This is a genomic window from Sulfurovum sp., from assembly GCF_015493435.1.
Taxonomy (GTDB): domain Bacteria; phylum Campylobacterota; class Campylobacteria; order Campylobacterales; family Sulfurovaceae; genus Sulfurovum.
Genome location: NZ_WGDD01000026.1, coordinates 44,218 through 58,497, shown reverse-complemented (window position 1 = coordinate 58,497; position 14,280 = coordinate 44,218). Strand labels below are relative to the sequence as shown.

Below are 14,280 nucleotides of genomic sequence, written 5' to 3'. Positions count from 1 at the left end.
ACATATCCATAAATATGGCTAAAAGAAAAAATAGACTATGATTAGACCAATACACTATAAGCAGATGAAAGAAGCAGTAACGATGAAATATGTTTTATTAATAATTGCCGGCATACTATTGTGGCTCACTACACCTTTTTGGATGATAGATCATTCTACCGTTCCTTCTGAAAGTAAAATAGACAATTATATTGAGAAAAAAAACGAGGAAGCGACAAAACTTTCTGCCAGGGAAACAGAAGCCCTCAGGAAATATGTAGAGAAGTTCGGAGAAAAACCGAAGGTCAGGTACAAGACAGGTACACCGCTGCTTGTCAGGAACTATTGGCAAAAACATTTTAAACATCCTGATGCTGTTGTGGAACGCCGGTGTTCTCCTCTCAAACGGAGCGATCGGGGATGGATGACAGTATGTGAATACAGAGCCAAGGAAGACTCGGCAGGACTCAGTATTTACCAGGATGTCTACTACATCAACAAAGGTATTGTCAGTAAATAATATGACAATATGACATTTTTTTCTCTTTTTCTCTGAAATTTGACTATGATACCTAATAAAAAATGGAGGATGTGATGGAAGGTATGATAAAAGTCAGCTATACAGTCATGTGCAAAAATGATGTCTACATAGAATTGGAGCTGAAACAGCTGCTCGAAAATGAAAAAGTACTCAAAGCGATCAAAAGCGAATTTGCCAAAGGCTTGCGTAATATCGATGTGCAAAGCAGTACGCCTGTTGACATTCTGATCAAAAGCCATAAAACAGTCTTTGAATTCAATGCAAGCAAAAACGATTTCGCCGATCTTCTTGAACTGGCAGAAGAAGATGCACGAAAACACAAACGTCTCAGGAAAGAATGCGAAGGTGTGGAACTGGTAGATATTGTTACAGTAGATTAGATATACTGTCGTATGGCAAAGAAAAAATATCTGATAAAACTGAACAATAAAATACGGAATTACTTTAACGGTCTTCCCTTTGACGAAGGGGTCGCTACACTGAGTGAAGACAAACTCATTGAACTTGTGATGCTGCTTGAACTTGACCTCGATACCCATGAACCCGATGATATGATACGGGCACTCAGACGTGTCTGGAGTGAAGAGGGAGCAGGTGCCAGAGAGCTCATCGTCTCCTATCTTACCCGGAGTCATAAAGCCGTACATAAGAGCAAACGTACCGCTCCTCTGGACAAAGTAGAAAAAATACTGCATATCCTTGATGAAGTCGAACACAGCAGAGAGGAGGAAAATCAGCTTCTCGATGCTTTCATAAATGTCAAAAGTGCCAAGGTCACACCGGAAAAGATCATAGGAAAACTGCATTATCTCAGAATGAAAGGCCGGCTTGCCCTGCTGGAAAAATCTCTTGAAGTAGAATTCAACACACTGAATGAAATGACGTTTTACCACTCTTTTGTTTTTACGTTCAACCACTTTGATTTCAACAAACTGCTTCAGTGTACCACCCCTCCTCTGCCATTGGAGGAAATGTGGGAACTGTCCGATGAAAAGATCCTTTCGCGAATGAAGGAAATCAAAGCAGAAGCTGTCTCGGCACGTACAGATGAGATAAGCCGTTTTCTTAGCTTTCTGCATGAGAAAGAACATCCCTACCTTACCGAACAGCAGATGGCAGAAGCATTGAAGCGCATGCCTCCGGAATCACAGGTATATCATGCTCCACTTCCTCTCGAAACCATAGAAAGCATTCTGCATCGTATCAGTGAAAAATACGAGGTATTCGAAAGTACGGACCATATTATTGTAGAAAAAGAAAAATTTTACGATCTCTTTGGAACTACGCTGTTTTACAATACTTCTGCCTCCTACGAGAAACCGCTTTTCTATTCTTTCGTCTGGAGAGGAATGGATCTTCCGGTCAAAGAAGATATCAACCGTGTCAACGATGACCTTTTGGCACATTTTAAAGTGGCTATCAGCGACTTGCTCGACGAAATGAAAGAACTCAGTGCCAAACTCGATATTGAAGAAGAGACGCTGCATGAATTCATCGTACGTTTTGTAGAACCCCAGATACGTACCTCACATACTTTGAAATTCAAAGAAAAAAGCCGGCGGCGTATTCTTTTTCATTTTGGTGAATACATCAAACCGCTTCTTGAAAAACAGAAACGTGAAGCACTTCTGGCACAAACAATACGTGATTTTAAAAACCTTTTCCCCCTTGCCAGAGAATTGAAGCGAAAAATTATTTTTCATGTTGGACCGACCAACTCCGGAAAAACCTATAGCGCACTCAAAACACTCAAAGAAGCCACTACCGGCTATTATCTTGCTCCTCTCCGTCTTCTTGCCCTTGAGGGCTACGAAAACCTCAGGAAAGAAGGGGTGCATGTTTCTCTCATTACCGGTGAAGAAGAGATCATTGACGAAGAATCCACCCATATTTCTTCAACCATTGAAATGATGAACAGCTCTGTAGATGTCGATGTCTGTGTCATCGATGAAATACAGATGATCTCTGACCGTGACAGAGGATGGGCCTGGGCAAACGCACTGATAGGTGCGCCGGCAAAGACAGTGATCCTTACCGGTTCCATCAATGCACTGCATGCAGTTGAAGTACTGTGTGACTATCTCGGGGAAACACTTGAAGTCATCCATTTTGAGCGTAAAAATGAACTGGGCATGATGAAATATCCTGTTTCAATGCGGAAGATAGAACCGCAGACAGCCCTTGTCGCTTTTTCAAGAAGAGAAGTTCTCTCCCTCAAACAGCAGCTTTCTGAAAAGTATTCTGTTTCCGTGGTTTACGGAAATCTTTCCCCCGAAGTAAGACGTGAAGAAGCGAGACGTTTCAGGGAAGGAGAAAGTCAGATACTTGTTTCCACTGATGCCATTGCTATGGGACTCAACCTTCCCATCAGAACCCTGCTTTTTGCCAAGGACAACAAATTTGACGGACTTCGCCGCCGTGAATTGCTCCCCTCAGAAGTGCAGCAGATCGCCGGCCGCGCCGGAAGATACGGTTTTGAAGAAAAAGGATACGTGGGGGCACTTGACCCGCTTGCTCTCGATACGGTTACCAAAGCTTTCCATGCACCGCTTCCGGACATTCAAATGCCTGTCTCTGTCATGGCAAATCTCGAACACGTCATGCTCATAGGCGATATACTCGAAACAAAGAACATTACTGCTATTCTGGGCTTTTTTGCCGACAATATGGAATTTGACGGCCCCTTTATGGCAGCCAATATTGACTCCATGCTTGAGATCGCAGCCATTGTAGATGAATATGAGCTCGATCTTAAAACACGTTTCTACCTTGCCTGCGCACCGGCAAGTATCTCCTCTCCCTACATCGAATCTGTCTTTCACCGCTACATTAAACAGATCGAAGCAGGTAAAAAGGTACTTTATATACCGCCGCGGGATCTTCCGGCTTTTGCGCAGACCAACGATATGCTTCTCAATGCCGAAGACCGTGTACGGGAAATATCGCTCTATCTCTGGCTGAGTTTCAAGTTTCCGGACATTTTTGAAGATGTCGAAAAAGCGATACAGGCACGTATCCGCCTCAACCACTATATAGAAAATTCACTGCGGCAGGGGCACTTTACCAAAAAATGCCGAAAATGCGGAAAAGTACTTGACTTCTCCTACCGGTTTTCCATCTGCGACAGCTGTCATACCCAAAACAAAAGAGGTTCCGGAGGGGCATCACACCGGGGCGGATACCGAGGCAGACGCAGACGATAGGAAAACGGTGATATAATACACACAAGAAATGCATCAAGGAACCTATTTATGAGAAAAGACTTTCTGCTTTTTTTAACGGCAGCAACGCTGTTGCAGGCGGACTGGAAGTCCGATATGCTCGAACAGGGTACAGAACTGTACAACAATGCTAAAAACAAAACCGTTACACTCTACAAAGAACTCAAACCCGCCGTCCCCGGCAAAAAAGAGAGTGAAGAAGCCCATATGAATGCCCTTTGGGATACATTGCTGCCACAGCTGGAAGAGGGTCTGGACTATACGAACAAGCTGGAAAAAGCACCGGAATCTGCCTGGATCGGTTCGGATAAAAAAGATATCCAGGAAGATATAGACAAGGTTTTCAACAAGATCATCAACACCCTTATCGAAGATGATTTCATGGCATACAAAAAAGAGATAAACAGTCTGGAACAGGATATTTCAGCCAACAAGAACACTGTTGCTTTTTACAGAGAAAAAAAGATCAGCGCACCGCTTCAAAGCAGTATCAAGACAACCAAAGCGGACTATGCGGCAAAAATCGAAGCCTTACAGGGAGAGAACCGGCAATATCAGACACGTATCACACAGGTCAAGGGGAAACTGATCAGACAATTTTCGGACATAGGTGTCACACTCACCCCTGAACAGATCAATGTTCTGCTCAGCCGTGTAGACGGTGATGACATCATACAAATGGCACTGATGATGGATGTACTTAAACATATTACCAGTCAGATCATGGTACTGATGAAAGAAAATCATGAAGATCTCGGCTATGCCAAAAAATACTACGGTCTGCACCTCGTTACCCTGGAGCTGGTCGTTTATATACAGCAAAAGTACATCGACAAAGTCGACCGCCGCTACATTCCAAAAATCGATGCCATTATGTTCGAAGCCCAAAAGATGGCAGGGGAAACACAACGTCTTGCCGACTCTGAAATAAGCGAGCGGCGCAGGCGTATTTACCAAAAAAATATGCAGACACAGAAGCTTACCGCACATGTGGCAGAACTCTACAAACAGGATCTCATTACATCAAAGATCAGTATGATCAATGCCATGAAGATCACAAAAAGAAACCTTATGCTGGCGCGAAATACCTATAAAACCGTTGTCCTCAGTGCAGACCTGTACGAACTGATCTCGGAGAGCCGGAATATGTTCTCGGAAGTCAGCAAGATACAGGTACCCAGCATCGTTCCGTTTGAAAATATGCAGATAGAGAAAAAATACTACGAATTGACAAAACTGATAGAAAAGAAATGATCTCTGCTGTTCAGCAGTTATTTCCCGGTTCCTTTTCCAGGAGCAGATGCCCTGCTCCTTTAATGAAATAAGTGACCCCGAGGGGTTTAAAAAAAGCATAAGCCGCTTCCAGATCGATGATCCTGTCCTGTTCTCCCAGAAACACTTCAATGGTCACACCTCTTTCCAAAAGTTGCATGACCTTTTCCTTTTCCCACCGGTAAGACAAGAGTGATTCAAGTTCCTCTTTGGAGCCGACATGCAGGAGGTCTGTCAGGTCCACAGAAGACGGATAGGAAACATTTTTCAGGAATTGGGAGATATAGGCAGCCTGGTCTGCCTGAAAATAATGCAGCTGTGTACGCAGAAAGTTTTTCTTTTGTGTCTGAAAAAAGGCAGGAGAGAGAAGGATGAGACGATCTATCCTTTTTTGATGCCCTAAAACATATTCAAACGCCTGCTGCGCTCCAAAACTGAAACCGGCTGCACAGAAATCACTTTTCACCAGATATTCGCTGAAAAATCTTTCTTCTCCCCGCAGAGAGAAACCGTTGAAATAATGCATTGTTTAAAAAAGTACCCGCATAATTTCTTGGCATTCTTCATGGCTGATGTTCTCATGCTGAAGCAAATAGTCTGACACTTCGGCAATTGCCTTGTCAAGTGTCTTGACAAGGGCAGTCACTTCCGAAACCGTTTCTCTGAGCAGCGTTTCTTCCTGCAGCGGGGTAACAACAAAATTGTCACTCATGGCATAGGTATAGATCACTTTGTTAAGAAGTTCTTTGGCCTGTCTTATATCGGCACTCGCATTGGTGAACTGCTCATTGTAGTGCTCTTTGGTCGCAATACTTCCCGCAAGATAGACTTTGATACGATTCATAAGCCTGGAGCGTGAAAGGATCTCATGTTCCTGACGGACAAGCTGGGTATTGACGATGCCTATTTTTTCAAACTCCACATCCAGCCAGGTCGCTACCACCGCTTTGGCCCCTTGGTATATGGCCTGTATTTTCCGCTCTTCTTCGGTAAAACTGAGTATTTTCCGTTTGCCGAGCAGTACTTTTTCCTTTACCGCTTCAAAGTCACTGTTCTCGACAATCTTTCGCCCCTCCCGCATCGCATAGATCGCAGCTTCGTTCGTAAGTGTATCCAGTGCAGCCGAACTGAAACCGACTGTCATACGCGCCACGCTCTCTATATCGACACTGTTTGGCTTGTGCGCCAGATAGAGTTCAAGTGTTTTAACCCGTTCTTCAAGATCGGGCAGGGAAATATGGATACGTCTGTCAAAGCGCCCTGCCCTGAGCAGAGCTTCATCGAGAACATCTATCTTGTTCGTTGCCCCGATAACGATCACGCCGGAACTCTCTTCAAACCCGTCCATCTCGGTGAGAAGCTGATTGAGTGTCGCTTCACGTTCATCGTTCCGGAATTCTCCGCGGCTTTTACCTACAGCATCGATTTCATCGATAAAAATGATGCTGGGCGCCATCTGCTTGGCTTTTTTGAAAAGTTCACTGACACGTTTGGCTCCCATTCCTACATAAATATGGACAAAAGATGCACCGCTCTGGTAGAAGAACGGCACACCGGCTTCCCCTGCAACCGCCTTGGAGATGAGCGTTTTCCCTACACCCGGAGGGCCTACAAGCAGCACACCTTTGGGCAGACGGATATCCATCTCACGGTATTTTTGCGGCTCACGGAGAAAATCAATGATTTCTTCAAGTTCCTCTTTGACATCTTTGATACCGGCAACATCTTTGAATGTCACATGAGACTTGAGTGCCTGAATCGGCTCATACATCTCTGCATGCTCTTCTCTTTCACCGCGTATCTGCCGAATCTGCTGAAGACGGTTCATTCTCATCATGTTGAACAGATAAATAATAGAAGCAAGAAGGATCACAAGCAGAAGAATATCGAAGAGGTAGCCTTTGTCTTCTTTGACCTCTACAGGGTATTTGCTGAAGAAGGCCGCCGTATTGATGGCATCTTTATAAATCTTGTAGCGATGTGTTTGGGTGACGAGGTGCACATAGTCACCATCCACGATCACTTTTTTTATCTTGTCTTTGCTGTAGAGGAGGTTTGCCTGCTTGTGGGTAATGAGTGTGTCCGAATCACGCAAAGCGGCATAGGCGAGCAGAAATACGATCAGCGCAAGCAGGGAAAGAATGATCCGGATATTCTTTTTTCCGAACAGTTTGGTTTTAAAGCTGTGCCTTGTTGCTTTCATGTCCCACCTCCACCTGATTGAGCAGTACCCAGTTTGCACTGAGATCTTCATCACTTTTGACTTCTACACGGTTGAAATACTGGTCAAACCCGCTGTAAACACCATTTTTGCCGTGTTCAAGCAACACTTCCAGACCATTGCTGTGTTCCCGCCTGAAGAGGAAATTCTTTGCTTTGATGATTTCTGTCAGTTCACGGTGGCGCTCTTTGGCAATATTGCCGCGTATCTCCGGCTTCATTGCTGCCGAAACAGTATTGTCACGCTTGGAATAGGAAAAGGCATGCACATGGGTCAAAGGCAACTCTTTCACCCTGGAAACAGCCTCTTTCCATGCCTCTTCATCCTCACCGGGATGTCCGACGATATAGTCTGTTCCCAATGCATATCCTCTCTGGGCTATTTTGTGAAAAAGTTCCAGGTCAGTTGCAAACCGGTTACGGCGGTTCATTACTTCAAGCATTTTGTCTGAAGTATGCTGCAGTGCGATATGCAAATGTTTCGCCATCCACGGCTCGTCAAGCAGTTCCATAAACTCATCATCGATCTGAATGGGTTCAAGACTGCCTATGCGTATACGCCGTACCCCGCGGACCATACTCATTTTTTTCAGCAGTTTTGCCATAGAGGTACCATGGTCCCGTCCGTAGCTTCCTACATTGGTACCCGTCAGTATGAATTCTCCAAATCCGTTGGCTGCCAGTCTGTCGATCTGTTCGAGGATCGTTTCTTCTTTGTGCGAACGTGCATTGCCCCGCACTGCAGGGATAATGCAGTAGGAGCATTGAAAGTCGCAGCCTTCCTGTATTTTGATAAAAGCCCTGCTTTTTCCTACAAACTCCTCTACGATCGTTGAATCAATATGTTCAAGGTCGCCGATCTCGTAAAAACGCGTTTCCTTTTTAAGGATCTCATTGATATTTTCTTTTTCGGAATGTCCCATCACGCCAAAGACTTTGTTGTCCCCAAAAAGTGCTTCGCCTTTGGAATGCGAACCGCATCCGGCAAGTATGACCCGGGCATTCGGGTTTTTTCGTTTGACTGATGAAATATAGTTTCGCACCGAAGAGTCCGCCCCGTTGGTCACCGTACAGGAATTGACGACGATAATATCACTCTGGGTGTCATCCTGTGAAAGTTCGAACTCTTTCAGTTTTGACATCATTACCTGTGTATCGAACTGGTTCGTCCGACATCCGAAGGTTTTAAAAAAAACTTTTTTGCTGCTCATGCCAAAGTCTCCTCATCATCCTGGATCTCTTCGGGAGGCAAAGGTTTTCGCACATCTTTATCCAGATAGACAGACTGTGTAGGAAAAGCCAGGAAAATATCTTTTTCTGCCTGAAGCCGTTCGATGATCTCTGATGAAATAGTACTTCTCAGCGTCAGCGTCGCATAGGCATTGGTATGGTACCAGGCGCTCACCTTGATGCCGTAGGGCTCTATGAAACTGTAGACACGCGGTTCGACATTGGTATTTTTCATACTGTACTGGCTTCTGAGTTTATTCAGCTGTTTACGGGTGATGTCCGTATATCCTTTGGAATATTTTTTTACGATCTCCTTGGTGATGGAAGTTGCTTTTGAAACATTGGAATCGAACGTGATCATAAAATCAATACCATCCCATACCGTCTTTAATCCGGCATGGCTGTAATTGGCGATCATATCGGTAAACACAAAGTTGTTGGGAACAAAAATGATCCTTCCGGCCCTTCGGTTATGCATATAGGAAGTCAAAGTCACATCTTCCTGAATGGTCATTCTGAGCAGTGAAATATCTACAACATCCCCTACATACTCGACATTGCCCCGAACGAACTTTACCCTGTCACCCACATGAATGGATCCGCCTATAATAATAACGAACCATCCCATAATGGACATGAACCAGTCTTTCATGGCAATCGCGATACCCGCGGAGGCAAATCCGAGGATCGTTACAAGATAACTGACATTCTCAATATAGGCAAAAAGCAGAATAAAGATCAGCAGTGTCGCAAATGTAATATTCAGAGCTTTGTTAATGGTGTAAAAGCGTTCATTGTCCGACATATAGCGACGGACGAGATATTTGATAATAAAGATCAACAATACAAAGAAAAGGATGATCCCTCCCGTGACAGTAGCCTTTTCCATCTCTTTTTTGATATCTGCACGAAGATTGAGCTTGATTTCATCTATTTTTTTGTCATACACTTCCTGCGTGGTTTTAAAAATTTCAAGTATCGGTATGAACGTATTGATCTTTTCTGTACTGTCTTTGAGTTCCTGCTTGAAGTGTTCGTTTTTTTTGTCGAGGCTTGTCAGTTCCTCAAGTATTCGTTTTCTTTTCATGAATTTCTCCATGATCGTCTGAAGAGAACGGTACCGGTTCGCATACTCTTCCTGGTCACTCTGCAGTTTTTTGATATAGGAGAGTGCGGAGATCACCGCAAATGGATTGCCTACGGTCGGTGTTTCTCCTATTTCCGGCGGTGTGAGGAATTTTTTAAAAGGATTTTTTTCATATTCCCGCAGAAGCTGCAGCTTGCCCTGAAGTATCTCACGCTCATTGATCTTCTGTTCCAGTTCACGCTCTTCTTTGGCTGTACGTATATGCGTACGGTTCAGCACGTTGATCTTGTCATTGAGCTTTTCTTCATTTTTTTTCAATTCCTGATAGACATGGTAATTGCTGTATATCTTCGACCAGATGTTATTGTCGAGCAGTTTTTTCTCCAATACTTTTTTTTCCATTAAAAGCATATTGATGCGGTTTGTCTTCAGTTTCTTCTGTCCGGCTGCCGGCTGTGCCGCGGTTTGGTTCACTTCGTGAAGCGGATGAAGCATGGCCGGAGTCGCATTCTCCTCTGTCGCCGGTGCAGCCCAAAGCAGTAGGCTGCAGAATAAAGAGACAGAAAGAAATCTGTGCATCATACCTGTGCTCCGAATTTTTTCAAAACATTCTTGACTACGGTCTCGTCAATATCCTGAACGATCCTGTGTCCTCCTATACCCTGCGGCAGAATGAATTTAATGCTGTTGTTCGCACTCTTTTTATCGAGAAAGAAATGTTCATAAAAATCATTTACATCCCTGATCACATAGTCGGTAGGAAGAGAAAAGCGCTCCAAAAGTGTTCTAATACGTGCCGCTTCGGCTTCACTCATCAAGCCGAGTTCAACTGCCAGTGCATTGGCCATGACCATCCCTATGGCAACCGCTTCACCGTGCAGATAGGTGGTATAGCCGGTCTCATTTTCCACGACATGACCGAAAGTATGTCCGTAATTCAGTACCGCACGGATACCTGCTTCTTTCTCATCCTGGTTCACGACCCAGGCTTTGAGCTCAACACTTCTGCGTATGGCTTCCTTGAGTACTTCTTCCTCGGAAAGGTCTGCCCCCATAAGAAATTCAAAATAGTCCTGGTCGAACATGACAGCCATTTTAACGATCTCCGCCACACCCGCGGCAAATTCTCTTGCAGGCAGGGTTTTCAGAAACGCAGGATCTATATAGACCGCTTTGGGCTGATAAAATGCACCAATGAGGTTCTTGCCGTATTTGTTGTTCACACCGGTTTTCCCTCCGACACTGGCATCGACCTGGCTTAAAAGAGTGGTAGGGATCTGTATGAAGTCGATCCCCCGCTGATAGAGACTGGCGGTAAAACCCGTCATATCACCAATGACACCGCCGCCAAATGCGATCAGCATGGATTTTCTGTCCAGTTTGTGTTCAAAACATTCATTGAGGATATTCTCTACTGTTTCAAGTGTTTTATACTGTTCCCCGTCCGGAATGGTCACAATATGAAGTTCACTCGCTTCTATATGTTTTAAAAGTGTTTCAAGATGAAACCCCGCCACAGTCGGATTGGTAACAACCACTACTTTGGTCTGGAATGTCAGACAGGGAAGTTTGTCTATGGTGATATCATATTTGACAGGCTGGGAAGGAACAAGTTCAATAGGGACGATCATCGGGAAAACCTTGGTATAATAATTTGCTTTATTTTATCTTATATGCCCTTAAAGCAAGTTCTGCCGATGATTATCTCTCTGCAAACAATTTTGAGATAAGATAGTGCTGCACCAACTAAATACAGGATAGTCCTTATGGATAAAATAATCACATTTTTAGGTTTGAAGGGTGGTAATGACAAGATAAACCATCTTTTTGCCGTATTCCTGCTCTTGAGTATTTTTTTATTTTTTTCCATGGTGTACGATATGCTGCAAATACATATTTATCGGCATGATTCTCTCTACTATATGACTGATGCCGATACTTACTATAGATTCAAAGTTGCCACGGAAGGAAGATGGATCAATTATATATTTTTTAATATATTAACCCGTCTGTCCGGCGAAATGCTATCGATATTTATCGTATGTTCTTTTGGCTATTTTATATTTACCGCACTCTGTCAATGGTCAAAAGACCACTATTATTCCCTTATGGTGTCCCTGTTCTTCATACAGTTTCCGCCGTTATATAATGCAATACTGTGGCCGGCAACGTCAGCACCGGCATTGGCAGTATTGCTCTTAGCTGTTTTTTTACAAAAAAAACTCAATCTATTTTTATACTTCGTTTTATTCGGAATTTTATTTTTTGGAACGATAAGCAATTATTATTATTTATTACCCCTGTTATTTTTACGCTATTTTCTCGATCACAGCAGCCAACAGAATGTTGTATTTTTTGTATACAAACTAATACCGGCATGGGCAGCCGGGTTTGTGTCGGGCTATGTTGTGGCACAAGTGATTGTCTATATGGATTTTGGCCACTTTATTACTATTGCAGGCTGGCGGGCACCCCACTATATTCATTCTTTCCATGATTTAGGGGAAAATATACAACGTTCTGTGCACTTTTTAAAAGAACATATTAAATTGGTTTTCTCCCATCACTGGTTTATCATTCTATTTCTTTTTTCATTCGCAGTATCCATTACAGGCAGAAGAAAGGACATCCTTTTTCTTCCTTTGACCCTATTTTTCTTAATACTTATTGTCCATTATGCTGTCATCGTACCTGTAGGAATCGATATAGCACCCAGAACTGCTATTTCAACCTGGATAGGAATATTCGGTATGTCATTTTTTATTCCGTTTGTCAAAAAATGGCAAATATATGTTCTGGTTCCTGTTATTGTTCTTTTGACATTCACCCTGTATTTGGACAATCATCACAATCTGCAGTGGTACAGAACGATCACAAATACCTATTATGACAGGCTGCTTTCAGAATCTCCAAATTCCCCTGCGCAGTATAAAGGCATAATATTGTATGCCTCTGACACCGATATCAAAAAACGCAATCAGCTTATTGCCAAAATACATCATATCTCTGCGGGAAACACGCTTGAAAACCTGGATGCATTCGGTCGATGGGTGCCTGTTGCCAGAGAAGCAGGATTCAAAACTGTGATGAACTGCAACGGGGAGAAAGGCCGGAATGTACTTTGGCATCCCCGGGAAAATGCAACCTATATCTGTAAAAGAGTATCCCAAATGGTACTTGCTGCAAAAAATATGCCAAACAGTGATCTTTCTTTTTATCATATGATCGGAGAATATGACGGAAAGCTCATTGTTGCTTTCAACAAGCATTGGGATCACAGATAAAGAGCCTGTTATCCTTCGCTCAGTGCATAGGGAACCAGAAGTTTGGGATGTTTCTGTGTGGTAAGAAGGAAATCCTGAACCCGGGTGGAAAGCAGTTTTAGAACCTTAAAACGGTTAAACTCTTTTTCAAACGGTACGATTTGCAGAATATCTGTCATTTTCCCCAGTTCCCTGACAGGATTCGCTACTTTCTGTTCGATCTGTATATCCATTCCGAAAATATGCGTCAGTGTTTCATAGTGTTCTATGATCATCTTTTTACTTTCAAAATCACCTTCCGGATCGAAATCACACAGTGAGAGTTTCAGTTCGAGAGATTCGGAAATATCGAATGCCGTAGAAGAGATTGATTCCATTTTCTCATTCTCTTTTTGCATCAGAACCACTCCTTCTTTGACATTGTAAAGCAAGTCATCACCGAAAAGATAGACCACTTTTTTAAGGGCATAAAGTGTTTCCTGCAGATTTTCAGACTGAAAACGTTCAATACTGTTGAGTATCAGACCGATATCATACTGCTGAATTTCATACTCGATCAGTGTTCTGAGATCCTGGTCCTCATAGCAGGCAGAAATAATGATTTTCTCAGACTCATAGCTTTTCAGCTCTTCCATCATTTTAAAATCATTCGGATAGAGAATACGGACATAGAGTTTTTTCTCTTCAAGTTTTTCCAGAAGATAGATACTCTCTTTGAGATAAAGCAGTGCATTGTCATGGTCGAAACGAAGATCAAGGATCAGAAGCAGGTCACGGCCAAATGGCTCAGGAAAAAGACCTATACGCTTGTTGATCGTTTTGTAGACACCGTTCAGCACAATAGGCTTCCCCAGGATCAGAAGGGTATCGTTGGGGCGTATCATCGTGGCATTGTTAGGAAGGATCAGCTTGTCAGCTCTGTAAATCGCAGCGATCTTCCATTTTCGCTGCAAAATAGAACCTACATGCCGGAACGCATAGGTACTGCCGAAAGGGACATGCACTTCCATGATCTCCCCCTGTCCAAGACCGACATTCTGCGCCACCACGGGAACATTGGGCAAGTGGTCATACAGGTGCGCGGCCATCAGATCAAATGAATGCAGTACCGTCACATTTTCGACCTCTTCTCCTATGGGCTCGCCATCCCACTGGTTTACGAGTACGATCCTGGCCTTGTCATCAATGAGACGGAGGTTGGCCAATGTATATTTCGCATCTTCAATATCCTGCATCACTACGAAAACAAGTGAATATTTATGTTCTTCCATGATTTTGTCAAGTTTGGAGTAACTGGTAGGATCCGCTTCCATCAATGTAATATTTTTTCCCAGTTTCTCAGGAATTACATCTTCATGATAGTAGGCCACAAAATAGCGGTTGTCCGCTACCCTTTTCTTGTCGAGCCATTCGAGAAAATGTTTGGCGATACTACCGTCAGCGAGTATGAGTATATTCTTCATTTAT

Annotated in this window: 11 protein-coding genes; 5 read left to right on the top strand and 6 right to left on the bottom strand. The window is 43.4% G+C overall.

Annotated features, from left to right (window positions below):
- Positions 1-37: 37 nt before the first annotated feature.
- From F8L24_RS04310 to F8L24_RS04295, 4 genes are all read left to right on the top strand, one after another.
- Positions 38-499, top strand: a complete 462-nt coding sequence (locus tag F8L24_RS04310; protein ID WP_294952233.1) for a hypothetical protein — start codon at positions 38-40, stop codon at positions 497-499.
- A gap of 74 nt (positions 500-573) precedes the next feature.
- Entirely contained in the window at positions 574-900 is a 327-nt protein-coding gene (locus tag F8L24_RS04305; protein ID WP_294952231.1) for a hypothetical protein, read from the top strand.
- 12 nt (positions 901-912) lie between these two features.
- Complete coding sequence (locus F8L24_RS04300) at positions 913-3,723, top strand: helicase-related protein (RefSeq protein ID WP_294952229.1); 2,811 nt, start codon at positions 913-915, stop codon at positions 3,721-3,723.
- 48 nt (positions 3,724-3,771) lie between these two features.
- On the top strand, positions 3,772-4,995 hold the full coding sequence (locus F8L24_RS04295) for a hypothetical protein (protein WP_294952228.1): 1,224 nt from the start codon (positions 3,772-3,774) through the stop codon (positions 4,993-4,995).
- Positions 4,996-5,005: 10 nt separating this feature from the next.
- Here the strand turns inward: F8L24_RS04295 and bioV are convergent, their stop codons facing one another.
- Genes bioV through aroB form a run of 5 tightly spaced genes read right to left on the bottom strand, consistent with a single transcriptional unit; the run spans position 5,006 to position 11,181 of the window.
- Positions 5,006-5,539 (bottom strand): pimelyl-ACP methyl ester esterase BioV, encoded by a 534-nt coding sequence (gene bioV / locus F8L24_RS04290; RefSeq protein ID WP_294952227.1) that lies wholly within the window; start codon positions 5,537-5,539, stop codon positions 5,006-5,008.
- A 3-nt stretch (positions 5,540-5,542) separates the two neighbouring features.
- Complete coding sequence (locus tag F8L24_RS04285) at positions 5,543-7,216, bottom strand: ATP-dependent metallopeptidase FtsH/Yme1/Tma family protein (protein WP_294952225.1); 1,674 nt, start codon at positions 7,214-7,216, stop codon at positions 5,543-5,545.
- A complete protein-coding gene (mtaB, locus tag F8L24_RS04280) occupies positions 7,191-8,444 on the bottom strand; it encodes a tRNA (N(6)-L-threonylcarbamoyladenosine(37)-C(2))-methylthiotransferase MtaB (protein ID WP_294952224.1) in 1,254 nt (417 codons plus the stop codon). Before mtaB ends, F8L24_RS04285 begins: the two co-directional genes overlap by 26 nt.
- Positions 8,441-10,132 carry a mechanosensitive ion channel domain-containing protein gene (locus tag F8L24_RS04275; RefSeq protein WP_294952221.1) on the bottom strand — a complete coding sequence of 564 codons (1,692 nt, stop codon included), beginning with the start codon at positions 10,130-10,132 and terminating at the stop codon, positions 8,441-8,443. The genes mtaB and F8L24_RS04275 overlap by 4 nt, the downstream gene beginning before the upstream one ends.
- On the bottom strand, positions 10,129-11,181 hold the full coding sequence (gene aroB / locus F8L24_RS04270; protein ID WP_294952219.1) for a 3-dehydroquinate synthase: 1,053 nt from the start codon (positions 11,179-11,181) through the stop codon (positions 10,129-10,131). Before aroB ends, F8L24_RS04275 begins: the two co-directional genes overlap by 4 nt.
- A gap of 1,119 nt (positions 11,182-12,300) precedes the next feature.
- Here aroB and F8L24_RS04265 point away from each other — a divergent pair.
- Entirely contained in the window at positions 12,301-12,834 is a 534-nt protein-coding gene (locus F8L24_RS04265) for a hypothetical protein (RefSeq protein ID WP_294952216.1), read from the top strand.
- Between the two features lie 8 nt (positions 12,835-12,842).
- Here F8L24_RS04265 and F8L24_RS04260 read toward each other — a convergent pair whose 3' ends face one another.
- Positions 12,843-14,276, bottom strand: coding sequence for a hypothetical protein (locus F8L24_RS04260; RefSeq protein WP_294952214.1), 1,434 nt, complete (start codon positions 14,274-14,276; stop codon positions 12,843-12,845).
- Positions 14,277-14,280: the final 4 nt, after the last annotated feature.

What these genes read in the sequence shown, in the direction of transcription:
- F8L24_RS04300 (WP_294952229.1), top strand. Translation starts at nt 913, where the DNA reads ATGGCAAAGAAAAAATATCTGATAAAACTGAACAATAAAATACGGAAT.
- aroB (WP_294952219.1), bottom strand. Translation starts at nt 11,181, where the DNA reads ATGATCGTCCCTATTGAACTTGTTCCTTCCCAGCCTGTCAAATATGAT.
- F8L24_RS04275 (WP_294952221.1), bottom strand. Translation starts at nt 10,132, where the DNA reads ATGATGCACAGATTTCTTTCTGTCTCTTTATTCTGCAGCCTACTGCTT.
- F8L24_RS04310 (WP_294952233.1), top strand. Translation starts at nt 38, where the DNA reads ATGATTAGACCAATACACTATAAGCAGATGAAAGAAGCAGTAACGATG.
- F8L24_RS04265 (WP_294952216.1), top strand. Translation starts at nt 12,301, where the DNA reads ATGTCATTTTTTATTCCGTTTGTCAAAAAATGGCAAATATATGTTCTG.
- mtaB (WP_294952224.1), bottom strand. Translation starts at nt 8,444, where the DNA reads ATGAGCAGCAAAAAAGTTTTTTTTAAAACCTTCGGATGTCGGACGAAC.
- F8L24_RS04305 (WP_294952231.1), top strand. Translation starts at nt 574, where the DNA reads ATGGAAGGTATGATAAAAGTCAGCTATACAGTCATGTGCAAAAATGAT.
- F8L24_RS04285 (WP_294952225.1), bottom strand. Translation starts at nt 7,216, where the DNA reads ATGAAAGCAACAAGGCACAGCTTTAAAACCAAACTGTTCGGAAAAAAG.
- bioV (WP_294952227.1), bottom strand. Translation starts at nt 5,539, where the DNA reads ATGCATTATTTCAACGGTTTCTCTCTGCGGGGAGAAGAAAGATTTTTC.
- F8L24_RS04260 (WP_294952214.1), bottom strand. Translation starts at nt 14,276, where the DNA reads ATGAAGAATATACTCATACTCGCTGACGGTAGTATCGCCAAACATTTT.
- F8L24_RS04295 (WP_294952228.1), top strand. Translation starts at nt 3,772, where the DNA reads ATGAGAAAAGACTTTCTGCTTTTTTTAACGGCAGCAACGCTGTTGCAG.